Genomic DNA, 24,353 nt, shown 5'->3' on the forward strand with positions numbered 1-24,353 from the left:
GGGGGGCGGCCCCCCGCGGCGTTTCGCGGGTGGCGTCACCCGCGCGATCACCCGGTCAGTCGCCGATGGGGTGGCTCTGCTCTTCGAGCAGTGTGCGCAGGCGGGCGTGGGGGAGGCCCGGAGTGCGGTGGCCCTCGCGGCCGACGGTTTCCTCGGCGGTGACCAGGGCGTTGAGGACGGCCTCCTCGACCGCCCGGACGGTGGCCGTGTAGAACGGGTCGATGCGGCCCCACGGGATGTGGCGCAGCGTGTCGTAGTCCTCGTCCGTGGCCGGGGCCTGGGGGAAGCCACTGGCCAGGGCGCCCCGGTTGGCGGTGGAGAAGGCCAGGAAGATGTCGCCGGAGAAGTGGCTGCCGGTGGTGCCCGTGCGGGCCAGGCCCATCGGGACCCGGCGGGCCAGCGCCGTGCACTGGCCGGGGAGCAGAGGAGCGTCCGTGCCGACCACCACGATGACCGAGCCCGCCCCGCCGGGGGCGAACCAGTCGGTGTCCTCCATCGGGTTGTCCTCGGTCATCCGGCGGCCGACCGGCACGCCCGCGACGACGAGTTCGCGGCGCGCGCCGAAGTTGGCCTGGACGAAGGCCCCGACCGTGTAGCGGGCCGAGCCGTACTCGACCACCCGGCTGGCCGTGCCCGAACCGCCCTTGAAGCCATAGCAGTTCATGCCGGTGCCGCCGCCGACGCAGCCCTCCTCGACCGGGCCGGGAGCGGCCGCGTCGATCGCGGCGACCGCGTGTTCGGGGCGGACGTGGGAGCCGTTGATGTCGTTGAGGTAGCCGTCCCAGGTCTCGGCGACCACGGGCAGCAGCCATTGCCGGGCCAGGTCGGGCCGGTTGGCCACGGTCCAGTCGATCACGCCGCGGTGCGCGGGCCCCACCGCGTGCGTGTTGGTGATCAGTACCGGGCCCGCGAGGCTGCCCGTCTCGTCGAGCCAACTGCCGCCGGTCATCTCGCCGTTGCCGTTGAGCGCATACCGTCCGGCGGCGCAGGGCAGGCCCACGCCGGCCCGCCCGCGCGGCAACAGGGCGGTGACGCCGGTGCGTACCGAGGTGCCCTCGACGAGGGTGGTGTAGCCGATCTCGACGCCGGGGACGTCGGTGAGCGCGTTGGCCGGCCCGGGTGTGCCGTCGAGGCGGATGCCCAGGGCGCGGGCGCGGGGCCGTCCCGACGGGGTGGCGGTGAGGGGGGATGTGGTGGGGACGTTCACGCGGTGCCTTCCGGGGTGTGCCGGCGAGCGGCGTCGGGACCGGTCGCCTCGGGATCCGGGACGACCCGGTCCGGCCGCAGGTCCGGGCAGTTCGTGGCCTGGCGGGCGTGGGCCAGGATCAGGGCCAGGGCCCGCTCGGGCGGCAGCGAGGAGTTGCGGCCGACGATGTGCAGGCCGTACCCGTCCTCCAGGGTGACCAGGTTCGCGGCCACGTCCGGGATCGGCTCGGTGAACCGGAAGTGGCCCTGGGCGCGCCCGATTTCCAGGATCGAGCCGTACATGGCGACCTGACGGTCGTACAGGCTCTGCGCCAGCGTGGCGTATTCGCTCTCGTCCCGGGCGGCGGCGCTGAACTCGTACAGCACCACCGCGAGTTCGTCCTCCGGGCCGGCCGGCAGCCCGAGCCGGGCGCAGGCCACCAGCTTGTCCCGGGCGTCGGGCAGCCGGGAGGCGGTGTCCGTGCGGGAGGTGTAGAAGCGGTCCGCGGCCTGCCGGTAGACCTGCCGCAGCAGGTCGCCGAGATCGCTGAAGTAGTAGTTGACCGAGCCTCGCGCGACGCCCGCCACCTCGGCGATGTCGGCCACCCGCAGCTGGGCCAGCCCGCGCCGGCCGACCGCCTCGGTGGCCGCGTGGACCAGCTGCTCGCGCCGGGCCGTCTGATTCCTCGGACGTGCCATGCACCATTCCTTGTCTTCAGTGCCAAATTATTGTCAACCCATTGACGTGGGACTCTTTCATATCGTTGACTCCGGCGTCAAAGAACTGACAAGGGAGCCACATGGCCGAAACCCAGGGCAGCCGGCCGCCCGCCGGCACCCCGCCGCCGCAGTCGCCGGCCTACGCCCAGGACCTGTCCCGTTCGCTGGGCCTGCGCGAGAACATGTTCATCACGCTGTCCGCCGTCACGCCCGCGTCGAGCGTCTTCATCATCATGCCGTCGGTGATCAGCGGGCTCGGCGGCGCGGCGGCACTGGCCTTCGCGCTCGCGGCCGTCGCCGGGATGCTGATGGCCTTCTGCTACGCCGAGTTGTCCAGCGCCTTCCCGATCACCGGCGGCGAATACGCCTTCGCGGCACGTACCCTGGGCCGCGCCACGGGCTTCGCGCTGTTCGCGCTGGCGCTGCTCGCCGGGGTCCTGACGGTGGCGGTGATCGCCCTGGGCACCGGTGACTACCTGGGCGTGGTCCGGGACTCGCTGGGCGGCAAGAAGACCGGACCGATCGTGATCGCGGTGGCCTCGCTCGTCTCGGTGCTCGGGATCCGCACCAACGCCTGGGTCACCGGCGTGTTCCTGGCCGTCGAACTCGTCGCGATCGCCGTACTGGCCTGGCTGGGCCTGGTCAACGTCGAGCAACCGATATCCACCCTGTGGACGCCGCACGCGCTCGGCGAGGACGGCGTGCTCGTCGGCGCCTCGGCCGGACTCGTCTCGTCCTTCGCCGCGAGCGCGCTGTTCGCCTACAACGGCTACGGCACGTCCGTGTACTACGCCGAGGAGACTCGGCAGGTCTCCTCGATCGGCAGGATCGTGATGTGGTCGCTCGGGATCACCGTGGTCGCGGAGTGCCTGCCGCTGGTGGCGGTGCTCCTGGGCACGCCGAGTACGAGCGCACTCATGGCGGCCCCGTCCCCGATGAACTACTTCCTGCTCGAACGCGGCGGCGACACGGTCGACACCGTTGTCAGCCTGGGCATCGCGATCGCCATCGTCAACGCGGTGATCGCGATCATGCTGCAGATCGGCCGACTGGTGTACTCCTCCGCCCGCGACCGGGCCTGGCCCGACGTGGTGGGCCGGCCGCTGGCGGCGGTGCACCCGCGCCTGCGCACCCCCGTCGCGGCCACCCTGTCGACGGGCGCCGCCGCCATCGTCGTCGCCTGGCTCGTTCCGCTGGACAAACTGATCCTGGCCACCGGCGCCAATCTGGTGCTGCTGTACATCTTCGTCGCCGTCGCCGCGCTGTACGGCCGGATCTCCGGGGCGACCGCCCACGCGACGTACCGGATGCCCGCCTGGCCGTGGGTCCCGGTGGCCGCGATCGGCGTGATGACCTACGTCCTGTACGAGTCGATCGACGCCGACTGGCGCCCGGCCGGCATCGCCGTGGCCATGGTCGCGGCGGGATACCTCTACTACTACGCCTACCTGTACCCCAGGCGTGAGCACCGCTGGACCATGCCCGACCCGGTTCGGGACACGACCGAGTAGCCGATCGCCCCCGGGTGGGTCGGGGCCGCGCCCCGCCGGCCCCGACCCACCCGCTCAGGCCGCCGTGAGGCGGCGCCAGGGGCGGGAGTCCGCGTCGGCCGGGGTGCCGTCCAGGACGTGGGCGGTGCGGCCGGCCGGCTCCAGGGTGACGGTGGCCAGACTCGCCCAGCGCGCACCCGGGGGCTGGGCGGGATCCGGGACGCACGTCACCGGCGGCTCGCCCGGCCCGGTCACCAGGAGCCGGGCCAGCCCGGCCGGCGTGGCGGGCGGCTCGGTGCGGGCGAGCCGGGCCCGGACGAAGTCGTAGCGCTGCCCCGAATCGGGCTGGTACAGCCGGGACTTCTCCGCCTCGGCGGGCACCGGCGTCAGGAAGTGGTTGGTGCGCAGCAGGTATCCCTCGGTCGGCTCCGGCCGGATCTCGAACACCCCGACGGGGCTCAGATCCAGCAGCACGGCCTCGCCCTCGTCGAAGAGCGCGAACGACCCGGACGAGGCGAGGGGCGTGCCGCGGATCATCTCGACGGCCTCGGCCACGCCGCCCGCCTCGCCGAGTACGATCGCGGCCAGGACGTGCATCGGCACGCCGCCCACGCCGTCGCGCTCGTGGCCGAGGATGTTGAAGTGCAGGGCGAGCCCGGCACTGTTGACGCCGATCTTGCCGAGGATGCCGTGTTCGGTGATGCCGACGAAGTCGTACCGGCCGCCGCGCGACTCCACCGTGTGCCACAGGTCGCGCAGTTCGACGTGCCAGTCCCAGGTCTGCACGCCGAACGTCCGCGCCGCGCGCCCCGGCTCGCCCGGGACGCGGCGCACGATCGTGGTGCACTCGCCCGGGGGTACCGCCGCGCTGCGGGCCAGGATCTCGGTGCGCGCGTTGAGCGCGGCCACCCGCCACGGGTCGAGGCCGGCGCCGTGCGCGATGCCCTCGATCTCGGCCCGGGCCCCGGCGTGGAAGTCCCCGATCGTGTCGAGGGCACGTTCGGCGTCGGCACGCACCCGGTCCGGTGTGATGCCGCCGAGCGCGAACAGGCGGTCGTACGCGTCGAGTGCGGCGGGGATGTCGTCGCGCAGTTGTTCGCCGCGCGCGACGCCGCGCGTGTGCGGGTCCGCGGCCGTGACCGCCACGTGGCGACGGGGGCGAGGGGGGCGAGGGGATGGCGGGACTTCGAGCGTGGTCACGGGCGTCCTTCCGGGGAGCGCGGGTGGAGGCGGACCTCGCCGCCGACGACGGTGGCCAGTACGGCGTTTCCGGGCTGTGCCTCGGGTGCGAGGGCGAGCGGATCGGCCGCGAAGACGGTGAGGTCGGCGAGGAAGTCCGGTGCTATGCGGCCGAGTTCGGCGCCGGCGCCGGCGGCGTGGGCGGCGGCGACGGTCATCCCGGCGTAGCACTCGCGGGCGGTGAGCGCCTGCTCGGGCTGTACGGGGGTGGAGTTCGGCTCCTCGACGGGGCGGCGCAGTTGGCAGTCGGCGAGGCCGATACGCGGGTCGCCGGGGCCGATCGGCCAGTCCGAGCCGAGTGCCACCACGGCGCCGTGGTCGAGCAGGTCGCGGGTACGCCAGCCGTGCGCGACCCGGTCCGGCCCGATCCGGCGCGACCAGTTGTCGGTCCCGTCGGCGCGCGTGTGCCGGGTGGCGTGCGCGGGCTGGAGGCTTGCCACCACGTCGAGTTCGGCGAAGCGGCCGAGCAGGTCGTCGGGGATGGACTCGATGTGCTCGATGCGGTGCGGGGCTTGGTCGACCGGACCGACCTCCTCGATCACGTCGAGTGCGAAGCGCACCGCCCGGTCGCCGATCGCGTGGGTCGCGGTCGGGATGCCGCGCTGCGTGAAGAAGCGCATCGCGGCGCGGTAGGCGTCGACGTCGCGCCACAGCGGCTCGCGGTTCTCGCCGTGGGTGTCGGGGTGGTCGAACCACGCGGTGCCGTTGTCGGCGGTGCCGTCGAGCATGAACTTGGCGCCCGCCACGTGCCAGCGCCGACCGCGGCGGCCCTGGAGGTCGGCCACGTGCCGCCAGACGTCCGGGCCGGAGTCGGCCGGCACGAGCGGAGAGCAGCGAATGCGCAGCGGCAGCTCGCCGTGGGCCTCGATGTGCCGGTACACCGCCTCGGACGGGTCGGCGAAATCGAGCGCGTGCAGCCCGGTCAGACCGCCTGCGGCGAGCAGTTCGAGCCGGTCCCGGACGAACTGCGCGGCGGTGTCCAGCGGTACCTCGGGGTAGTGCGCGAACACCAGGTCCATGGCCTGGAGTTCGACGATGTAGCCGGTTGGGCGGCCGTCCGGGCCGACCTCGACGGACGAGGCGTCGGTGAAGGACTCGCGGCCGGTCAGGCCGATCAGCTCGACCACGTGCGGGCTGACGACAAGCGCGTGTGCGTCGCGGGTCATCAGGGAGATCGGTACACCGGGGAATCGTTCGCCGAGGACGAGTCCGGTCGGGTCGCCGGCGAAGACGTTCACGTCGAGGTCGTAGCCGGTGATCCAGGCGTCGGCGGGCCGTTCCCGCACGGCGCGGGCCAGTCGATCGCAGACCTGGTCGAGGGTGCCGGCACCGAGCAGGTCCACGCCGCTGCCGATGGAGATCGAGCCCCAGACCGGATGGGCGTGCACGTCGACGAGGCCGGGCAGGATGGTCGCGCCCGGGAAGTCGTGGACGACGGTGTCGGGGCCGCGCAGCGCGGCGATGTCGGCGGCGGGGCCGACGGCGACGATGCGGTCGCCGATGATGGCCACGGCGTCGGCGCGGTCGAGCGGGTCGGGGGCCGAGGCGGCCACGGGGGCCGCGGGAGCGGCGGTGGGCTGTTCGAGGTGCCGGGCGAACAGGACGACGTCGGCGTACACGCGGATTCCTTCGGTCTTGCCGGGTGCTCGGGGTGCTCGGGGTGCTTGGAGTGCTCGGGGTGCTCGGGGTGCTTGGAGTGCTCGGGGTGCTCGGTTGCGTGGGTTGCTCGGGTTACTCGGGCCGCGTGGCGTGCCTGGTGTCTTGCGGGTGGGGCCACGCCGTGGGGATCGTGCCGGTAGCGCGGGCGACGCCCCAGTAGATCGCCGCGGCGGTGATCATCCCGGACGGGATGGCCAGGTCCACGTCCGCCATCGCGGCGGCGATCGGCCCGGTCCAGAAGCTGGTGTTCACCCACATCGCGGAGACGAGGCCACCGCCGATCAGCGCGAGTACGCCCGCCGGGTGCACACCGCGGCGGTACCAGAACGGCCCGCCCCGGCGTTGTTCGAGCAGGTCGGCCCCGTGGTATCGATTGCGCCGCAGGATCAGGTCGGTCACCGCGACCGCCATCGCCGGACCGGTCGCCACGACCACGAGTTGCAACATCGTCTGCACGCTGTCGAGGAAGTCGACGACCAGGATCGCGTACAGCGTCATGGCGGTGCCGAGCACGCCGATGATCAGCACGGCGGGGATACGGGCGAGCCGGACTCCGACGGACTGGATGGACAGGCTCGCGCTGTAGGCGGTCATGCCGTTGTTGGTCATCGTGTTGACCACCACCGCGATCACGAAGACGGGGATGAACCAGCCCGGCAGGATGCTCTCCAGCGCGGCCTCGGGGTCGCTCATGTCCAGACCGGTGGCGGCGAGGGCGCCCACGGTGGTGAAGACGACGCTGGGCAGGTACGCGCCGACGGCGGTCCAGCCGGCGATCGCGTACGGGTTGCTGTCGCGCGGCAGGTAGCGGGCCAGGTCGGGGCTGTTGGCGTAGGACAGCGGGGTGGAGGCGATGATGGTGAACCCCGCGCCGAGCGCGGCGGCGAGGGCGGCGCCGTGCAGCGGTTCGGCCGGCGTGTACGACCAGTCGGTCTCGGCGAGCACGTAGCCCGTCACCACGACGAACACCACGGTCAGGAACACGCTGAGCCCGGAGTACAGGCGCACGATCGTGGCGTATCCGTAGATCGCGATCAGGATCGTGCCGGCCGCGATGGCGCAGATCACCGCGGCGTCGACGGCCGAGTCGTCGGGCAGGCCGTAGCGTGCGGCCAGGCCGATGCCGGCGACCGAGGCGGCCGACCAGTTCAGCGCGAGGTAGGCCGCGGCGATCAGCCATCCGGTCAGGACCAGCACCACCTTGTTGCCCAGGACGCCGTACATGGCGCGCGAGATCACCGACCCGCTGGTGCCTGCGACGGGGCCGGATGCGGCGATCACGCCGGTACAGATCCACAGCAGGTTGCCCGCGAGGATGAGCCCGATCGCCTGGACGAGGGACAGGCCCATGATGATCAGCGTGGCGCCGACGACAAAGCTCAGATAGCTCACGTTCGGGGCGGCCCAGACCGCGAACAGCCGACGGGGATCCCCGCCGCGCTCGTCGGCGGGGACCTGGTCGATACCGCGCGTTTCCCGGTGCCCGGCGGATCCGGAGCCGGACATGTCCTGCGGTCTCGCGTCGGGGGTGGGCTTGGTGGTGGTCATCGGGGCCTCTCGGGGTCGGCCGGCCGAGCCGGTTATTGGTCGCATGGCCAACTGGCTAATGGTCGCACATCCAATAAGCTGTGGGCCATGGCGTCAAGACCCCAACCCACCCGCGTTCGCAAGCTGCCCGACGAGCGCCGCGCGGAGATCCTGCGCAGCGCCGCGCGGATCGCCCTCGAAGAGGGCCTGGAACGCATCACGCTGCGCCGGGTCGCCGACGAGTTGGGGGTGCGGCCGGGGCTGATCGGCCATTACTTCCCGGCCGCGGACACCCTGGTCGCCGAGGCGTTCACGGACGCGGCGACGAAGGAGCGCGACACGTTGTTGCCGGCGGACGAGGAGGGGCTGGCGCCGATCGACCGGCTGGCCCGGTTCCTGGTCCGGCTGGCCGACGGGACGTATCTCGACCTGAGCCGGCTGTGGCTGAACGCCCGTCACCTCAGCCGATTCAAGGAGGGCCTGCGCGACGCGGTCGGCGCGCAGGAGACGGTGACCCGTACCGCGCTCACCGCCCTGATCGAAGCAGGCGTCGTGGCGGGGGAGTTCGACACCGACGACGCCCTCGGCGCGGCCCTGCACATCCTGGTCACCGTCGACGGCCTCGGCTCCTACGCCAACGCCGACGCAGACGTCAAACTCGACCACCCGGCCCTCGACGACATGGCGATCACCACGGCGGAGCGCGAACTCGGCCTGCAACGGGGCACGTTGCGGGCGCGACTTTGACGAGGGCGGTGGCGTCGGGTCTGGACCACCCGGAAATCCGGTTGCCGGGCGTGGTGCGGGCGACGGAGGATTTCGCCATGTCACAGGCCGGGTCCGGGGGTTCCGCGTTGCGGCCATACCCGAAGATGTCCGCGAAGGCGCGGTCCGGGGCGGGCGGCGGGCGCGAGTGGGTGGCGGCGGAGAAGGTGCACGGGGCGCATTTCGCGGTGATGTGCGACGGCTCCGGGGTGCGGCCGGCCAAGCGGCGCGAACTGCTGTCCGACGAACTGCTGGACGACTTCTTCGGGGTCGCCGGGATCTGGCCGGGGTTGGCCGTGGGCGCGGCGCGGTTCGCCGCCTCGTTGCGGGCGGTGTGGGGTGAGGCGGCCTCGGTGACCCTGTACGGCGAGCTGGCCGGTGGGTGCTACCCGCATCCGGACGTCCCGGCCGATCCCGCCCGCGAGCCGGTGCAGACCGGCGTCTGGTACGCGCCCGACCTGCACTGGTTGGTGTTCGACGCGGCGGTCGAGACGGCGGACGGGCGGTGCTGGATCGCGGACCGCGCGTTGCGGGCGGGCGCGGCCGACGCGGGGCTGCGCTGTGTGCCGGCGCTCGGGCACGGCTCGGCGCACTCGCTCGGGGATCTGTCGTGTGTGTTCGCGAGCCTGGTTCCGGGCCTGCTCGGGCTGCCGCGCATCGAGGACAACCTCGCCGAGGGGTATGTGCTCAAGCCGGCCGGGCAGTGGTGGGAGCACGATGGGGCCCGCCCGGTGGTCAAGGTGAAGCAGGACGGCTTCGCCGAGGATCGCCGCTTCGCCGGCTCCCGGCCGTATCTGGCACCGCCGGAGGGCGCGGCCGGGGTGCCGGCGTGGTTGCTGGTCCGAGCCGCGAGGCTGCTCACGCCGACCCGCGCGGCGGCGGCGGTGAGCAAACTCGGGCCCCGGGCCGCCCTCGACACGGTGGCCGAGGAGATCTCCCACGACGCGGCGGAGGAGATCGCCGACGAGGTGGGCGGCCTTTCGGATACGCAACTGCGAAGCCTGACCCGGGTGTTGGAGCCCGGAGCCCGCGCGCTCGCCCGCTTCGACGCCGCCGAGCGCCGGGGTGCGCGAAGCGGGCGCGGGCGCGGTTCGGGGTGAGTATGGCCCGCTTGTGCGGGCGGGCGTGCGGGCGGGCACGCGGGCGGGGCGCGGTGGGCCGGGTGCCGGTCCACCGCGCCCCGCCCGTCGGGCTCAGCAGCTCAGGTTGTTCCCGGGTGTGGTGCCCAGGATCGACACGAACGACTGGTAGCTGTTGATCCGGCTCTGCACCTGCGCGGGATTGCCGCCGTTGCATTCCAACGAGCCGTTGATGCTGCGGATGGTCTCGCCGAAGCCCGCGCCGTTGACCATCGCGTTGTGCGGGGTCATGGTGCCCGGCCCGTTCTGGGTGTTCCAGTACCAGAGGCCGGTCCGCCAGGCGACGGCCGGGTCGTTCTGGACGAGGTTGGGATTGTTCAGCAGGTCGATGCCCAGCGCGTCACCCGCCGCCTTGTAGTTGAAGTTCCAGCTCAGTTGGATCGGGCCGCGTCCGTAGTAGGCGGCCTGGCCGGCGGGGCATCCGTAGGGCCGACCGGCGTCGCAGTAGTGCGGGTAGTTGGCGGTGTTCTGCTCGACGATGTGGACGAGGCCGCCGGTCTCGTGATTGACGTTGGCCAGGAAAGCCGCGGCCTCCTGCTTGCGCACCGTGTCGCTGCCGGTCTTGGCGAAGCCCGGGTAGGAACCCAGCGCGGCGGTCAGGCCCGCGTATGTGTAGAACGGGTTGCGGTTCGGGAACATGCGCTCGAACTGCGCCTGGCTCACCACGAAGTCGCCGGGGTTGCCGCCGTTGCCGCCGGTGCTGCCGTCGGTGGTGGATCCGGTGGTGGATCCCGTGGTGCTTCCGGTCGTCGATCCGGTGCTGGATCCGCCGCACGAGTACGGCTCCCAGTACCAGGTGCTGATCACCGGGTCGTAGCCCGGGTTGGCGTTCTTGGCCCGGTAGTAATTGCCGTTGGTGTAGCGCACCACGTCACCGACCGCGTAGGACCGGCCGGCCACCCAGTCCGGGTAGGTACAGGTGCCGCCACCGCCGGTCGTACCGCCCGTGGAGCCGCCGGTGGTGCCGCCGCCGCCTCCGCACGCGCCCTGGTCCGCCCATACGTCGGCGGTTCCGGGGGTCTCGCCCTGGGTCCACCACTTGGCGCCCCAGTTGTGGCCGTTGTACGAGGCGGTGGCGCCGCCCGTGTAGACGGCCGACGCGTTCCATCCGGCCGCACAGCTCGCGGCGGCGGCCGTCGAGGCGAAGGGCAGCGCCGCCGCCCCCATGCCCACGATCGCGATGGCCAACAGGAACCCGATGATTCGTTTTCTCGCCATGGAAAGCCCACTCCCCGGCGCGCGAAACACGCCGCGCCTGATCGACGGAAGTACCGATGCGGGTACTTCGACTGCCGTGCCGGGACCGGCGCCTGCCTCGTTCGAGGCCCCTGGACGGGATGGTGCGGGGCTCACTCAATACCAGTGGTCTATACCAGTCAAGACTTTGCGTGGGATTTGCCTGTCCGGGTGGGAACGGCCGCGTCCCACACGACCGTTGGTTGCGGTCGTGCGGGACGCGCGGTGGTGCGGTGTGCCTACCGGGTCCGAGGCGGCAGCCGCGGCGGGCGGGGGGTTACAGCGCGCCGCACTGGTCGGACTTGGGTCCGGAGACCTTGTTGGGGATGCCGCCGTTGGTGGGCGGCGTGGTGTTGAGGCGGCAACTCAGCGGGCCGGCGACGGTGTTGCCGGCGACCACCGTGATGCCCCGGTTGAGGCTCAGGTCGGCCGGGCCGCCCAGCCCGGACCACAGGAGCATGACCGGTCCGGTGCTGCCGCTTGCCGCGACCGGGCCGCCGACGGTGGTGTCGGTCAGGACGAGGACGGTCGCGCCCCGGGAGGAAATGGGCCCGGTGACGGTGGAGTTGGTGGCGATGAGGCCGGCTCCGGGCTGCACCAGGATCGGGCCCTTGACCGTGGCGTTGTCCAGGCAGGTGATGCCCGACGTGACGGCCAGGGGCTTGGCGGTGCTGCCGCGGATCGTGGTGGTGCAGGCCGCCGGGTCGACGTCGCCGACCTTGACCGGCTGTTCGGCCTTGACGCCGCCGACCGTGACGGTGAGTGTGGCCACGCCGGGGCGCAGGCCGGTCAGGGTGGCGTAGGCCGGGTCGTAGGCCGCGATCGCGCCGCGCGGCGCGGAGGCCGGCGAGCCGATGTGTACGCCGGTGCCGCCCCACTGGGCGGTGACCGGCCAGGCGACCGGGACGGTGCGGCCGTCCTGGGCCATCGTGGTGGTGACCGGTCGGGTGTTCAGGACGCCGAGCGTGGCCGGGGCCTTGAGGGCGACCGACTCCGCGTACGGCTTGACCTCGGCGCGCAGCCACGCTGCGTCGTCGGCCGGCACCGCGAACGGGTCGGTGACGCGGCCCTTGGCGGGGTCTATGCCCAGCATGGTCCAGCCGACGAAACCGCCGCGGTCGGGCTCGGCGGCCGGGCCCTTGCTCGAGTTGCCGTTGATCAGGTACGGGACACCGTCGACGCTCGCGGCGTGGAAAGCGCCGACGTGGCCGCTGACCATCGCCGCCGACTTGCCGCTGTCCGCCCGGAACGCGCCGAGCCACTGCTCGACCATGCGGGCTTCCTTGCGGTCGCCGAGTTGGCTGCCCTTGTCCGGCAGGGGGTCGTTGGTGGGGTGGTGGTCGAACAGCAGCAGGCCGGTGATGTTCGGGTCCTTCGCCGCGTCGTCCAGCGCCTTGCGCAGCCCGGCGACCTGCTCGAAGCCGCCGCCGCGCAGTGTGCCCATGGAACTGTCCACGGTGACGAAGCGGGTGCCCTTGTGGTCGAACACCTTCGAGGTCTCGCCGAAGGCGGCCTTGAAGTTGGCGATGTTCCCGGGGCCCATCACCTCGTGGTTGCCCGGCACGTAGTGCCACGGGATGGTGCGGTTGGTGTACTGGTCGAACTCGTCGAGCAGCTTGCGGGCGAGCGCGAAGTCCTCGGGTGCGGCCTCGTCCACGAAGTCGCCGGTGATCACCATGAACTCAGGCTTGGCCGCCGCCACTTCGCGCAGCGTGCGGCGCGCGTCCCGCACCCGATCGCTGTTCGGGTCGCGGGCCACGAACTGGGCGTCGGACATCACCGCCACGCGCAGCGGCTTGGCGTCGACGGTGCCGTTGGTGAGGATCACCGGGTCCTTGACGTACGGCTGCTTGGGCAGTTGTACGTCCGGCGGCACCTGGACCCGCAGGTCGCTCAGGCCGAGCCGGCCGGTGTACAGGCGGTCCGCGTTGGTCTCCATCAGCCGGAATCGCTGGAAGGTGAGCGGGTACTGCACCCCGGCCGGGACCGGGAACTCGACCTTTTGCCAGCCCTTCCAGGTGACCATCGGGGCGTCGAGGTTGGACACCACTCCGGCCGCCGTCCGGTACTGGATGCGCGGCCAGGCGCCGTTGCCGTCGCCCTCGATCCACATCGTGAGCGCGCGCGGCTGGCCGGGCAGGACGATGCCCTCGGGCGCGATGGCGTACTGGCCGCGCGTGCCGGTCGACTTGGTGAAGTCGTAGGCCAGGGACAGACCCGGCTTGCCGTCGGGCCCGGGCGCGGGGGCGATCGAGCCGCCGGGGGCACGGTCGTTGCCCGACTTCCAGGCGGCGGCGTTCGAGAAGTCGGCGAAGGACTTCTCGGTCATGCCGACGGTGACCGCGACGGCGGTCTCCAGTGTGCCGACGGTGAGCTTGAGGGTGGCCGAGCGGCCGTCGGCGAGCGCCTTGAGGTTCAGCGTGCCGTCGGGGGCGGGGGTGACCTCGACGATGCCCTCGCCGCCGGTGACCTTGACGTCGGCGGCCTCGACGGGCGCCGCGTGGCCGGTGGCGTCGTAGCCGGTGACCGCCAGGTGCGCGGAGGCGCCGGGGGCGGCCAGGCCGACCGGGTCGCCCCCGGCGGTGACGCGCACGGGCTCGCCGAGCACGGTCAGCGGCAACTTCGCGTCCTCGGCGCCCTTGGCCTTGATCGTCACCGACGCCGGGCCGGGCGCGCGACCGGTCACCACCGCCTCGGTGCCGTTGCCGGCCACGGTCAGCTTCGCGGCGGTGTCCGTCGACCACTTGGGCTTGGGCACCGCGCCCTTGACCGCGCCGAACGACTCGTCGTGCGGCAGCGCGCGTACGGTCCGGTGCAGCCCGGGGAACACCCGCACGCCCGTGTCGACCGTCGGGACCGGCCGCAGCCGGAAGCCGCGCGTCTCGCCGGAGCCCGGGGTGGTGAACAGGCCCAGGCCGTTCGCCACCGGACGTTCGCCGCCGTTGTCCGACGGGCTGCTCACCACGGCGGACTGCGCCTGTCCGGGCAGTCGCGCGACCATGTCGGCGGAGCCGCCGCCGTCCATGTTGAGCGCGTTGTGCGCGCCCATGTCCCGCATCAACACGGCCAGGTTGCTCAGGTTGATGCCCGGGCTGTCGGCCTGGCGACCGTCGATGGTGACCAGGTACATGCGCCTGCCGTCGGCGGAGAAGCCCACGGCGGTGCGGGCGTTGGGCTCGTTGCCGTCGTTCTCGCCGGACTCGGTCGCGACCCCGTCGCGGACCAGGACCTGGTAGCCGCCGACCGCGACCGCGACCTCGCCGAAGGAGGCGCGCGGCTTGTAGCCGATGCCGACCGGGTCGCCGGCCTTCAGCGCGCGCAGCCGGTCGGCGCCGCCCTCGCGGCCGACCAGCAGCGTGGTGCCGTCGGCGATCGGCCCGCCGCCGAGCCGGTCGCGCACCGCGACGACGCGGCCCTCGCGGATCTCGACCTCGACCACGTTGCCCGAGCCGCCCGCGACATGCGCCAGGGACGCGTTGCCCCATGCCGAGGTGAACACGCCGACGCCGCCCTCGGGCAGGCCGTAGGTGTTGACGCCCGACAGCGGCACCTCACGGCCGCCGGGCAGGGTGGCGTTGCCCTCCAGGAACACCTGTGCCATCCGGGCCAGTCCGTCGGTACCGACGGTCACGGCCTGGTTCCAGCCCTCGATCGGTGCGTGGATCAGGCCCTTGTCGCGCGAGACGCCGGCGCCGAGCGGGGCCTCGGAGGCGTTCATGTCGAAGTAGTCGCCGTTGATGGCGGCCACCGCGCCCGCGTTGCGGGCCTGCTCGGACACGGTCTGCCGGGTCGTCACCTTGCCCGAGGACAGGTAGTCGACGCTCAGGCCCTTGGTGTTCAGGTCGGCGACCAAAACGTTTCCGCGGATCCAGCCGGCCCGGCCGATGCGGTCGAAGGACGTCCGGGTCAGGCCGGGCGCGATCGGGGTGACCTCACGGCGGGTGACGACGGACTCGCCGGGACGGTCGAGCACGAGGCCGTCGGCGACGCCGCCGCCGCCCGCCTGCGGCTTCGCGGCGGTTTGCGGCGCTTCGTCGGCCAGGGCGGCGGGGGCGGTCGCGGTGAGGCCCGCCACGAGCAGGGTGGTCAGGGCGAGCGCGGCCGCCGCGGGGCGGGGACGGGCCGGGCGTACGCCCATGCGGGGTGGTGACACGGGGACTTCAGCTCCTCAACGCATGCGAGGATCCACCGATCGGAGCACGGCGGCGTGGCCTCGCGCAATGGCTCGGCCCGGTCGAGAGCATCGGGCCACAGGCAGCCAATCGCGGTCGAGGGACCCGAATGCCACGTTCCGGTTAACCGGTTGACGCACGAGGGAGAACACCGTCCGCGACTCCGCAGGAATGGGGCGGATCGGTTGGAGCCGGGTGCGGGGGTGGGAGCGAGGGCCGGGGCGTGGGCCGGAGCGAGGGCCGGAGCGTCGGGAGTGGGGCGTGGGGAGTGGGGGCGTGGGGCGCGGGCGGGTGGCGCGGGCGGGTGGCGTGGGCGGGTCAGGAGTCGGGCTCGGTTGTCCGCTCGGGGCGATCGGGGTCGGGGAGTTCGTCCGCGAGTTCCTGGAAGACGGTGATGTGCAGGTCGGCGGGTGCGTCGAGCCTGGAGTTCAGGGACTGCCACGGCGTGACGGTCGGGGGCGCGACCGGGGTGGCGCCCGCGTCGACGAGGCGATCGGTCACGGCCCGGCCGTCGGCGACCTCGAAGGCGACCCGGATCCGGGGCGCGACCTGGCGGCCGACCTCGACGTCGTCGATCATCCGCTTCTGCTGCGGGTTCGCGATCTCCAACGTGGCCCGACCGGCGTCGAGGATCGCGACACGGGCCCCGCCGTCCCCGGAATAGGCCGCCTCCTCGGGCAGCCCGAGGGCGTCGCGGTAGAAGGCGAGCGCGGCGTCGAAGTCCTGGGCCTCGACTACGAGACGCAGTTGGCGTACGGGGTGTGATGGGGCCGGGGCCGGGGCCGGGGCCGGGGGCGGGGGCGGGGGTTGCGGGGCTTCGGGGTGGGGCATGGTCGTTCTCTCCCGGGGTGGACATGGGCCGAACGACCCCACTATTGCGACAGCCATCCCGAAAGCCCCGGCAACGCGCCCGGAAAATCGGATCGTCATCACGGGGTGTGCGGGTATGTCGGGTGTCTCGAGTTGTCTCGAGTCGTCTCGACTCTTGACCGGCCTTTTGCGCGCGGCCTAGCTTGTTTGGCGCCAAACAATCCTCGGAGGAGAACGAACGCCAAGGAGAGCGGTATGGATCTGCGCCACTGGCTCGAGGCCGCCGTGACATCCAACGAGCACTGGGCGGCGGGGTTCGGGTCCTACCGGGGCCATCCGGCCCTGGACGTGGACGACGAACGGTTCGCGGAGGTCTTCGCCACGTTCACCGAGCGGCTGACGGACAACTACCCCTTCTTCCATCCGCGTTACGCCGGTCAGATGCTCAAGCCGCCGCATCCGGCCGCTGTCGTGGGCTATCTCGCCGCGATGCTGATCAACCCCAACAACCACGCCCTGGACGGGGGACCCGCGACCGCCGAGATGGAACGCGAGGTCGTACAGCAGCTCGCCGACATGTTCGGGTACGACACCCACCTCGGGCACCTCACCACCAGCGGGACCATCGCCAACCTCGAAGCGCTTTTCGTGGCGCGCGAACTCCATCCCGGGAGGGGCGTCGCGTACAGCACCGAGGCCCACTACACCCACGGGCGCATGTGCGGCGTGCTGGGCGTGGAGGGGCACTCCGTACCGGTGGACGACCACGGCCGCATGGACCTCGACGCGCTGGAGGAACTGCTGCGGACCGGTCGGGTCGGCACGGTCGTACTCACCGCGGGCACCACCGGCCTCGGCGCCGTCGAACCGATCCACGAGGCGTTGGAGTTGCGCGAGCGGTACGGCGTACGGATCCACGTCGACGCCGCCTACGGGGGATTCTTCACCCTGCTCGCCGGGGTGGACGGCCCGGAGGGGCTGCCGGCCGCGCCGTGGCGGGCGATCGCCGAGTGCGACTCGATCGTGGTGGACCCGCACAAGCACGCCCTCCAGCCGTACGGGTGCGGTGCCGTGTTGTTCCGCGACCCCTCGGTCGGCCGGTTCTACCTGCACGACTCGCCCTATACCTACTTCACCTCCGACGAGTTGCACCTCGGCGAGATCAGCCTGGAGTGCTCACGCGCCGGCGCGGCCGCCGCCGCCCTGTGGCTGACCTTCCAACTGCTGCCGCCCACCCGGGAAGGGCTCGGGCGCACGCTGGCGGCCGGTCGACGTGCGGCGTTGCGGTGGGCGGAGTTGATCGAGGGGTCCGACCGGCTGGAGCTGTACCAACCCCCGGAGTTGGACATCGTGAGCTACTTCCCGATCACCTCGCCGTACACCCTCGCCCGAATCGACGAGGCTGCCGCCCGGGTTCTGCACGAGGGCATGCGCGACGGCGACGACCCGATCTTCCTGAGCACACTCCGAATAGACGCCGCGCGCCTGACCACCCGGCACCCGAAACTCACCGCCGACGCGAACGGAGCCCGAATCCTCCGCAGCGTCCTGATGAAGCCGGAGTCGGAAGCCTACGTAGCCCACCTCCACAACCGCGTGGAGCAACTCACGGGCATGTGAGGGGACATGGAGCCGAGTCCGCGCGCCACGCGATCCGACCGATCCCCTCGCATCGCACCACCGCTGCGGTCGGGTGGGGTTTGCCGGGCTCGCGTTCTCGAGTGGGTTGGGTTGTTTGTGGCGGGCGTTGGGTTGTTGGTTGCGGGTGGCTGGTGCGGGGTTGGTCCGAGTCGGTGGTGGGCCGCCGCCGGCGTGCGGGGCTCCGAGACCGGGGGCTTTCGGCGAGGCGGGTGTGTTGGTCGGGGGAAAAGCGGCCGGCAGTGGCGGGTGGGGTGGGCGCTCGGGTCGAGTCCGGCGAGGAGCCTTCCCGGGTGGCCGGGCGTTTTCGGTGTGCGGTCGGCGTGTGGGTGGTGAGGGGTCACAAAACCGGACGGCGTGAGGTGCCGTGACCTCGGTGTGAGAGAAAACCGCAGGTCAGTGTGAAAAGAGGCCATGTCGAGCGGCTTGGGATCCGGTTTCGGCCCTCACTGGGCACTTTCGGTCTACTCGACGGCCTTTGTGGGGTCGCAGCATGCGAAGTCGGCTTTCACTGCGCAGTTTCGGTCTTCACACCGGCGTTGAGGGGGTCGGAGCGCACGAAACCGGCACTCGACGCCCGACTTTCCGCCTCGACACCACAAAACCGCAGGTCACCGAAGTTCGAAGCCCACAACCCCCCAACGCGATCCGGTTTCGAACCCCAGCTTCTTTCCCAACATCACCGAACCGCCCCAAACCATTCGGGAAGGCTCCCGGCGGACTCGACCCCGCCACCCTCCTGCTGCCGGCTGGTTTCTTGCCGACCAACACACCCGTCTCGTCGCGGGCTTCGAGTCTTGGAGCCCCGCACGCCGGCGGCGGCCCAACATCGACTCTGACTGGCCCCGCACCGGCCGGCCGTAAGCAACGGCGCAGAGTGCGCGGGGAATGCCCGACCCACTCGGGAAGGTGCCCGGGAACCCGACTCGACCGCCCACCCTGCCCCTGCTGCCGGCCGGCTCTTTGCCGACCGACGCGTGCGTCTCGTCGGGGAGCCTCAGTCTTGGCCCCGCACGCCGGCGGCGGACCATCGCCGACTCTGGCCGGCCCCGCACCGGCCGGCCGTAAGCAACGGCGCGGCGCGCGCCGGGAACGCCCCACCGACCCGGGAAGGCTCCCTGGCGGACTCGACCCGAGCCTCCTCCCGCTCGCCTGCTGTCGGTTGGGTTCCCGGCATCTCCTGCTTGGTTGTGCGGGTCGGTTACTTGTTGAAGGCCTTGCGGAGGGTGGCCAGTTCGTTGGACAGGATGTCCTGGTCGGTCAGGGTGCCGCCGGTGGCCAGGGTTTCTGCGTCGATGTGTTGGAATTCGGGCATTTGCATGGTGCCGCAGCAGGTGGATCGGTCCTGGTCCGCGCGTAGGCTCGGGGAGTTTTGGTCTGCCGGTTCGACGTTGGTCACCTCGTGGGTGCCGTCGCCCGTGTAGTCGGGGTCGGTGAGGTTGAGCCGGCCCTCCAGTACCGCGTCGAGTGGGGTTGGGGAGACGACGACCTCGCGGAGGGCGAATCTGTTGCGCAGGAACGTGCGGTGGTTGGCCGGGTCGTTGCGTTCGGCGGACAGGCGCAACATCTGGTTGACCACGTCGGCGTAGGTCGCGTCCGTTGCGGGTGCGGCCGCGATTGCGTCGAACAGCAGTTTGCAGAGGTGGTCGGCGACCTCGATGAGGACGATCGTGGGGTCCTTGGTCCGGGCCTGGCGGATGCGCTCGAACGCGTAGATGTCGGCGAGTGTGTCGTAGATTCCGCCGGTGAACACCTGGGAGATCGCGTGTACTTCGTTGCCTACCTCGCTGAGCTTGAGGTCGTTGTCGGCGTTGCGTAATCCGAACGGGAGCCCGAGGGCCTGGCCGAACTGTTCGGCGAGGGCGGACAGGAACTGGCGGGCGTGCAGGTCGGCCTTGGCGAGTGCGACCAGGGCCTCGGCCTGGTCCGGCTGGGACAGGGCCAGGAAGATCGCGGTGAGGTCGCCGAAGGACTCGTGCAGCCCGCCGGTCTGTGGGGTGTTGCCGCTGCTCAGCCATCCGGGCTTGAGGCCGTCGAGGATGGAGTGCCCGGTCTCGTGCGCGACGATGTCCAGGGACCGGCACGTGAAGACCGGCGAAGTGCCGCCCTGGGGTGTGAAGAACAGGAACTTCAGTGCCTTGGCCGCCCGGCTGTAGAAGGCGTTGGCCCCGGACCCGGCTCGGGGGAAGACGGTCAGCCGGTCGATGTTGCCGCCGACGTTCCAGGCGAACGGGATCGGCGCGCCGTCGTTGTGCCGCTCGTACATCGACACGGTCTCGTGCACCACCGCGAACGCGTGCGCGCAGTCGAACTCGGCGGTGCCCGGCTCGAATTCGAAGTCTCCGGTGGTGTTCCTGGCGACCGGGGTCACCCCGGGAAGCTCGGTCGAGACGCGGGCGTCGGTGGGGCCGTTGAGCACGACCGTGGGTACGAACACCGACCGCACGGCCGGGTCGGCGACCGTCGGGTCCTGCTTGAAGATCCGGAACCGGTGACCGGGAACGGGCGGTACCGGCACCGGAATCGGCCGCGGCGCGGGCCGGGGGAGCGGCTGCGGGATCGGTGCCGGCGCGGGATCCCCGGCGCGCGACGCGGGGATCGACGGCGCGGGGATGGATTGGGCGGGGATCGAGTCGGTGAGAGCCGCGCCGTGGACACTCCGGAGATTCGGCATGTATCCCATCCCGCCTTTCTGCAACGCGACACGGTGCGTTGCCGCCTGCCGGTGAGGGTGACCACGAAGAGCGAGGAGCGCGGAGCGGTACCCCTCGCCGCCGTCGCGGCACACCCGGGTACCCAGCAGAGTCCGCCGGGTTTGCCGGATGGTCAATACACCGATTTGCGGTTGTTCGGGACATTGTCGGCGAACCCGAATTCGCCCTGCTTACACCCCTGTTGCGCCGGCCGTGCTGCCGATTCGGGCGGCCAGGCCGTCGAGGATCAGTCGGACGCCGTAGCGGAAACGCTCCGCCGAGTCGGTGGCCGTCAGGGCGTCGAGGGCGGGGCCGACGTCGGGGTATTCGCGCGCGTCGATGTCGACGGTGTGCTCCTCCCAGGCGCCCCGGGCGACGAGTTCGTCCCGGGCCTGCTCCTCGATGGTGTGGCCGAATACGAAGTGGAGCAGGGCGAACGCCGCCAAGGCGGCCTCTTCGCGCGGCGCCCCGGCGGCGATGACCGCCTGGATGGCGACCTGGCCGACCCGCAGCGTGTTGGGTTCGCGCACGTAGGTGCCGGAGACGACCCGGGCGCCGTCGCGGTGGGACATCAGCGCGGTGCGCAGTCGCCGGGCCAACTCCGCCAGTCGCTCCAGGCCCGGTCGGTCGGGATCGACGTCGCCGACGCCCTCCATCAGCCGCTCGGACATCGCGTCCAACAGTGCCTGCTTGTGTGCGAAGTGCCAGTAGAGGGCGCTCGGTTGCACGCCGAGCACACCGGCGAGCCGACGCATCGTCAGCTTGTCGAGGCCGTCCGTTTCGAGCATGGCCATGGCCCCCGCGAGTACGTCCGAGCGGTGTAGGCGCACGCCGTCGATCCCTTCGTCACCGTGTTGACACGTACCGCCACCCTACCTAACCTGAACGGTGTTCTACATGAACACTGTTCAGGTCATGTTCGGGAAGAGAACGAGGAGTAATCGTGGAGAACCGCAACGTGCTCGTCGTGGGTGCGAGTGTGGCCGGCCCCGCGCTCGCCTACTGGCTGCATCGATACGGCTTCGACGTCACCGTCGCCGAGCGGGCGCCGGCGCTGCGGCTGGGTGGGCAGGCCGTGGACATCCGGGGCGTCGCCCGGGAGGCCGTCGAGCGGATGGGTCTGTCCGCCGAGATCCGCCGTGCCCACACCGGGGCACGTGGTCTGGCCTTCGTCGACGCCGCAGGGCGCAGTACCGCCACCTTGCCGGTCGACCTGCTCGGCCATTCCGGTGGCGCGGTCGCCGAGATCGAGATCACCCGCGGGGACCTGGTTCGTATCCTGCACGAAGCCACCCGCGCCGACGCCGAATACGTGTTCGGCGACGGCGTGATCGGCCTCGACCAGGACGACGACGGCGTCACGGCGCACTTCGTCGGCGGCGCCGATCGCAGGTTCGATCTGGTCGTGGGCGCCGACGGACTGCATTCCGGGGTGCGGGCCGCCGTCTTCGGCCCGGAAGCGTCGTACGTGCGGCCGCTCGGCTCACACCTCGCGATCTTCGCCACGCGCAGCCCCGTGCCGCTCGACGGCTGGTGGAAGTTGTACAGCGACCCGGTTCGCGGCGGGGCGCGCACGGCCGGGCTGTACCCGATCGGCGTCGACGGTGAGGCTCGGGCGATGTTCTTCTTCGACGCGCCGCCCCCGGAGTTCGACCGGCACGACCCGATGGCCGGCCGGGAGTTCGTCGCCGACCGCTTCCGGGGCGCGGGCTGGGTCGTACCCGCGCTGTTGGAGGCCATGTGGGACGTGCCGGACTTCCATCTCGACGCGGCGAGCCAGGTACACATGCGGCGCTGGTCGAAGGGCCGCGTCGTGCTGGCCGGCGACGCGGCGCACTGTCCCGCGCCGCTGTCCGGCATGGGTACCAGCCTCGCCCTGGTCGGCGCGTACGTGCTGGCCGGCGAACTCGCGAGCGCGGGCGGCGAGTACCGCACGGCGTTCGCCCGCTACCGGCACGAGATGGCCGACTACGTCGAGCGGTGCCAACGCCTCGCGCCGGACAACACGCCGGCGATCCTGCCCGGGAGCCGGACCGCGGTGTGGGTGCGCGATCGCACCACGCGCATGTTGCCGTGGACGCGGCACCTGCCGCGCCTGCCGTGGGCGAGCGGCGACGGGACGGACGAGGCCGCCAGCGCGCTCACCCTCCGGGACTACGCGGAGCGAGCGGGTTCGCTCGAGCGGACGGGCTGAACCGCGCGGGGTGTGGGACGCCCGATTCGGTCCGGGCCGGTCAGGGGGCGGCGGGGCGGGCGTGGCGATCGAGGAAGGCTTCGACGAGGGCGTCGGTGTAGGGGGCGTCGATCGGCTCGTCGGTGACCAGGACGCGATAGTAGAGCGGGCCCACCAGTCGGTCGGTCTCGCCGGCGATGTCGAGGTCGGCGGGCAACCGGCCGTCGGCGACGGCGCGTTCCAGGGCGACGCGGTCGCGTCGGCGCTGCGCGTCGAGCCACTTGGCGCGGAAGTCGCGGCCGAACGCCGGATCGTGCTGGGCCTGGGCGATCAGCGCGCGGAAGACGGCGCCGGAGTCGGACTTCGCGAGGAAGTACGCGAGCCGGCGCAGGTAGTCGCGCAGGTCGCGGGCGAGGTCTCCGGAATCGGGCATCGCCAGGTCCTCGGCGGCGTCCTCGAGGAAGGCGTCCATCAGTACGTCGGTCTTGGTACTCCACCACCGGTAGATGGTCTGCTTGGCCACCCCGGCGCGGGCGGCGATGCCCTCCATCGTGACGCCGGCGAAGCCCTTCTCGACGAGCAGGTCGTCGGCCGCCTCGATCACCGCCAGGCGGGCCTGTTCGCTGCGCCCGTGTCGGTTGCCGTGGTGCTGTCGAGGCGATCCGCCGACGGTGGGGGTGGTGCGGGCGTCGGCGCCCGGTGTCCTCGATGTCATCTCGCCTCCTCGGGTCGAGGGTATTGCATCCGGAAAGGGTCGCTAGCGTAGACGCGACGTTGCGTCTACGCTGGCTGTCATGACATTCACTCACACGCTTGCCGACCCCCGCATCCGCACCGCCCTCGACCGGATGTTCGCCCTGGCCGAGCGCGACGACGCCATCGCCGCGACACTGCCCGCCGGCTACGCCTCGATGTCGGCCCACGAGAAGGCCGACGCCGCGGCGGGGATCCACATGCCGATCTCCGCCGCCGGCGGAGTGCTGCTCTACAACCTGGTCCGCGCCACGCGTCCGACCACGGTGGTCGAGTTCGGCATGTCGTTCGGGATCTCCACGCTGCACCTGGCCGCGGCCCTGCGGGACAACGGCGCCGGACGCGTGTTCACCACCGAACTCAGCAAGGAGAAGATCGCCGCGGCCCGCGCCACATTCGCCGAGACCGGCGTGGACGACCTGATCACCGTGCTGGAGGGGGATGCCCTCGACACCCTCGCCACACTGGACGCACCCGCCGACCTCGTACTGCTCGACGGTTGGAAGGACCTGTGCCTGCCGGTGCTGCGCCTGCTGGAGCCGCGGCTGCGGCCGGGCACGCTCGTGGTGGCCGACGACATCGACCAGAGCTCGATGCGGCCGTACCTGGAGTACGTCCGTGACTCGGGCAACGGCTACGAGAGTGTGAGCTTCCCGGTCGAGGACGGGATGGAGATCAGCTGTCGCCTGTGACAGGGCGCGGCGGCCGGGGCCGAAGGTCGAGGTCAGCCGAATCGCGTGCGGGGAACGGGTTGCCGCGCGCGATTCGGCCTATCGGTCGCGCCGGGCGGTTTCTAGACTTCCCATGGGTTCCACCGGGATCGTGGGGCGTCGGGCCGATATCCGGCCGCGACCCCTGGCGTCGACGCGGGTGTTCGACCCGTTTATTCGCCATGCCATCCAGGGGGACACCGTGCGCGTCCGGAGGTCGGATCGCACGTCCCGACAGGCGCTCGCGCCGCCACCGATCCCGCTCGCACCGGGAACACCGGCGGAGGAGTACGAGCCCTTCGGGTACGGCGGGCCCGTGGCCCCCGATGAATGGGGCCGCCACGGCGGGGACTTCGTCGATCGGGAGCGGGGGTCTCGGGGGAGGCTCGTGCTCGCGGCGTTGCTCCTGGTCGTCGGCGCCGTCGTCGCCACCGTCCTGTTGAC

17 protein-coding genes are annotated in these 24,353 nt (G+C 71.8%); 6 read left to right on the forward strand and 11 right to left on the reverse strand.

Annotation, left to right across the window (positions count from 1 at the left end; translation table 11 throughout):
• Positions 1-55: 55 nt before the first annotated feature.
• Together ACFRCG_RS46065 and ACFRCG_RS46070 are read right to left on the reverse strand one after the other, a co-directional pair.
• Positions 56-1,207 carry a P1 family peptidase gene (locus ACFRCG_RS46065; protein ID WP_380042660.1) on the reverse strand — a complete coding sequence of 384 codons (1,152 nt, stop codon included), beginning with the start codon at positions 1,205-1,207 and terminating at the stop codon, positions 56-58.
• A complete protein-coding gene (locus ACFRCG_RS46070; protein WP_380042661.1) occupies positions 1,204-1,884 on the reverse strand; it encodes a TetR/AcrR family transcriptional regulator in 681 nt (226 codons plus the stop codon). The genes ACFRCG_RS46065 and ACFRCG_RS46070 overlap by 4 nt, the downstream gene beginning before the upstream one ends.
• A gap of 101 nt (positions 1,885-1,985) precedes the next feature.
• Here ACFRCG_RS46070 and ACFRCG_RS46075 point away from each other — a divergent pair, with 101 nt between their 5' ends.
• On the forward strand, positions 1,986-3,416 hold the full coding sequence (locus ACFRCG_RS46075; protein WP_380042662.1) for an APC family permease: 1,431 nt from the start codon (positions 1,986-1,988) through the stop codon (positions 3,414-3,416).
• Between the two features lie 54 nt (positions 3,417-3,470).
• Here ACFRCG_RS46075 and ACFRCG_RS46080 read toward each other — a convergent pair whose 3' ends face one another.
• The 3 genes from ACFRCG_RS46080 to ACFRCG_RS46090 form a co-directional block, all read right to left on the reverse strand.
• Complete coding sequence (locus ACFRCG_RS46080) at positions 3,471-4,541, reverse strand: C45 family autoproteolytic acyltransferase/hydolase (protein ID WP_380042663.1); 1,071 nt, start codon at positions 4,539-4,541, stop codon at positions 3,471-3,473.
• A gap of 50 nt (positions 4,542-4,591) precedes the next feature.
• Entirely contained in the window at positions 4,592-6,253 is a 1,662-nt protein-coding gene (locus ACFRCG_RS46085) for an amidohydrolase (protein WP_380042664.1), read from the reverse strand.
• Positions 6,254-6,365: 112 nt separating this feature from the next.
• Positions 6,366-7,841: a purine-cytosine permease family protein gene (locus ACFRCG_RS46090; protein WP_380042665.1), complete on the reverse strand. Its 1,476-nt coding sequence runs from the start codon at positions 7,839-7,841 to the stop codon at positions 6,366-6,368.
• A gap of 87 nt (positions 7,842-7,928) precedes the next feature.
• Between ACFRCG_RS46090 and ACFRCG_RS46095 the strand changes: the two genes are divergently transcribed.
• Positions 7,929-8,567 carry a TetR family transcriptional regulator gene (locus ACFRCG_RS46095; protein WP_380042666.1) on the forward strand — a complete coding sequence of 213 codons (639 nt, stop codon included), beginning with the start codon at positions 7,929-7,931 and terminating at the stop codon, positions 8,565-8,567.
• 77 nt (positions 8,568-8,644) lie between these two features.
• A complete protein-coding gene (locus ACFRCG_RS46100) occupies positions 8,645-9,685 on the forward strand; it encodes an RNA ligase family protein (RefSeq protein ID WP_380042667.1) in 1,041 nt (346 codons plus the stop codon).
• 93 nt (positions 9,686-9,778) lie between these two features.
• On the opposite strand, the gene ACFRCG_RS46105 is transcribed toward ACFRCG_RS46100, so the two are convergent.
• The 3 genes from ACFRCG_RS46105 to ACFRCG_RS46115 form a co-directional block, all read right to left on the reverse strand.
• Positions 9,779-10,942 (reverse strand): glycoside hydrolase family 19 protein, encoded by a 1,164-nt coding sequence (locus tag ACFRCG_RS46105; RefSeq protein ID WP_380042668.1) that lies wholly within the window; start codon positions 10,940-10,942, stop codon positions 9,779-9,781.
• A gap of 295 nt (positions 10,943-11,237) precedes the next feature.
• Positions 11,238-15,113 (reverse strand): phosphodiester glycosidase family protein, encoded by a 3,876-nt coding sequence (locus tag ACFRCG_RS46110; RefSeq protein WP_380042669.1) that lies wholly within the window; start codon positions 15,111-15,113, stop codon positions 11,238-11,240.
• A 337-nt stretch (positions 15,114-15,450) separates the two neighbouring features.
• Complete coding sequence (locus tag ACFRCG_RS46115; protein ID WP_380042670.1) at positions 15,451-15,963, reverse strand: VOC family protein; 513 nt, start codon at positions 15,961-15,963, stop codon at positions 15,451-15,453.
• A 234-nt stretch (positions 15,964-16,197) separates the two neighbouring features.
• Between ACFRCG_RS46115 and ACFRCG_RS46120 the strand changes: the two genes are divergently transcribed.
• On the forward strand, positions 16,198-17,562 hold the full coding sequence (locus ACFRCG_RS46120) for a pyridoxal phosphate-dependent decarboxylase family protein (protein ID WP_380042671.1): 1,365 nt from the start codon (positions 16,198-16,200) through the stop codon (positions 17,560-17,562).
• 1,219 nt (positions 17,563-18,781) lie between these two features.
• On the opposite strand, the gene ACFRCG_RS46125 is transcribed toward ACFRCG_RS46120, so the two are convergent.
• Together ACFRCG_RS46125 and ACFRCG_RS46130 are read right to left on the reverse strand one after the other, a co-directional pair.
• On the reverse strand, positions 18,782-20,254 hold the full coding sequence (locus ACFRCG_RS46125; RefSeq protein ID WP_380042672.1) for a hypothetical protein: 1,473 nt from the start codon (positions 20,252-20,254) through the stop codon (positions 18,782-18,784).
• Between the two features lie 210 nt (positions 20,255-20,464).
• Positions 20,465-21,103, reverse strand: coding sequence for a TetR/AcrR family transcriptional regulator C-terminal domain-containing protein (locus ACFRCG_RS46130; protein ID WP_380042673.1), 639 nt, complete (start codon positions 21,101-21,103; stop codon positions 20,465-20,467).
• A gap of 113 nt (positions 21,104-21,216) precedes the next feature.
• Here ACFRCG_RS46130 and ACFRCG_RS46135 point away from each other — a divergent pair, with 113 nt between their 5' ends.
• Positions 21,217-22,467 carry an FAD-dependent monooxygenase gene (locus tag ACFRCG_RS46135; protein ID WP_380042674.1) on the forward strand — a complete coding sequence of 417 codons (1,251 nt, stop codon included), beginning with the start codon at positions 21,217-21,219 and terminating at the stop codon, positions 22,465-22,467.
• A gap of 40 nt (positions 22,468-22,507) precedes the next feature.
• Here the strand turns inward: ACFRCG_RS46135 and ACFRCG_RS46140 are convergent, their stop codons facing one another.
• Complete coding sequence (locus ACFRCG_RS46140; protein WP_380042675.1) at positions 22,508-23,161, reverse strand: TetR/AcrR family transcriptional regulator; 654 nt, start codon at positions 23,159-23,161, stop codon at positions 22,508-22,510.
• A gap of 79 nt (positions 23,162-23,240) precedes the next feature.
• Here ACFRCG_RS46140 and ACFRCG_RS46145 point away from each other — a divergent pair, with 79 nt between their 5' ends.
• A complete protein-coding gene (locus tag ACFRCG_RS46145; protein WP_380042676.1) occupies positions 23,241-23,891 on the forward strand; it encodes an O-methyltransferase in 651 nt (216 codons plus the stop codon).
• Positions 23,892-24,353 lie beyond the last annotated feature (462 nt).

Origin of the sequence: Embleya sp. NPDC056575, from assembly GCF_042793325.1 — a bacterium.
GTDB lineage: Bacteria > Actinomycetota > Actinomycetes > Streptomycetales > Streptomycetaceae > Embleya.

Bases quoted from the DNA above. Each gene is read 5' to 3' on its own strand.
- ACFRCG_RS46070 (WP_380042661.1), bottom strand. From the start codon at position 1,884: ATGGCACGTCCGAGGAATCAGACGGCCCGGCGCGAGCAGCTGGTCCAC.
- ACFRCG_RS46075 (WP_380042662.1), top strand. From the start codon at position 1,986: ATGGCCGAAACCCAGGGCAGCCGGCCGCCCGCCGGCACCCCGCCGCCG.
- ACFRCG_RS46090 (WP_380042665.1), bottom strand. From the start codon at position 7,841: ATGACCACCACCAAGCCCACCCCCGACGCGAGACCGCAGGACATGTCC.
- ACFRCG_RS46095 (WP_380042666.1), top strand. From the start codon at position 7,929: ATGGCGTCAAGACCCCAACCCACCCGCGTTCGCAAGCTGCCCGACGAG.
- ACFRCG_RS46100 (WP_380042667.1), top strand. From the start codon at position 8,645: ATGTCACAGGCCGGGTCCGGGGGTTCCGCGTTGCGGCCATACCCGAAG.
- ACFRCG_RS46105 (WP_380042668.1), bottom strand. From the start codon at position 10,942: ATGGCGAGAAAACGAATCATCGGGTTCCTGTTGGCCATCGCGATCGTG.
- ACFRCG_RS46115 (WP_380042670.1), bottom strand. From the start codon at position 15,963: ATGCCCCACCCCGAAGCCCCGCAACCCCCGCCCCCGCCCCCGGCCCCG.
- ACFRCG_RS46120 (WP_380042671.1), top strand. From the start codon at position 16,198: ATGGATCTGCGCCACTGGCTCGAGGCCGCCGTGACATCCAACGAGCAC.
- ACFRCG_RS46125 (WP_380042672.1), bottom strand. From the start codon at position 20,254: ATGCCGAATCTCCGGAGTGTCCACGGCGCGGCTCTCACCGACTCGATC.
- ACFRCG_RS46140 (WP_380042675.1), bottom strand. From the start codon at position 23,161: ATGACATCGAGGACACCGGGCGCCGACGCCCGCACCACCCCCACCGTC.
- ACFRCG_RS46145 (WP_380042676.1), top strand. From the start codon at position 23,241: ATGACATTCACTCACACGCTTGCCGACCCCCGCATCCGCACCGCCCTC.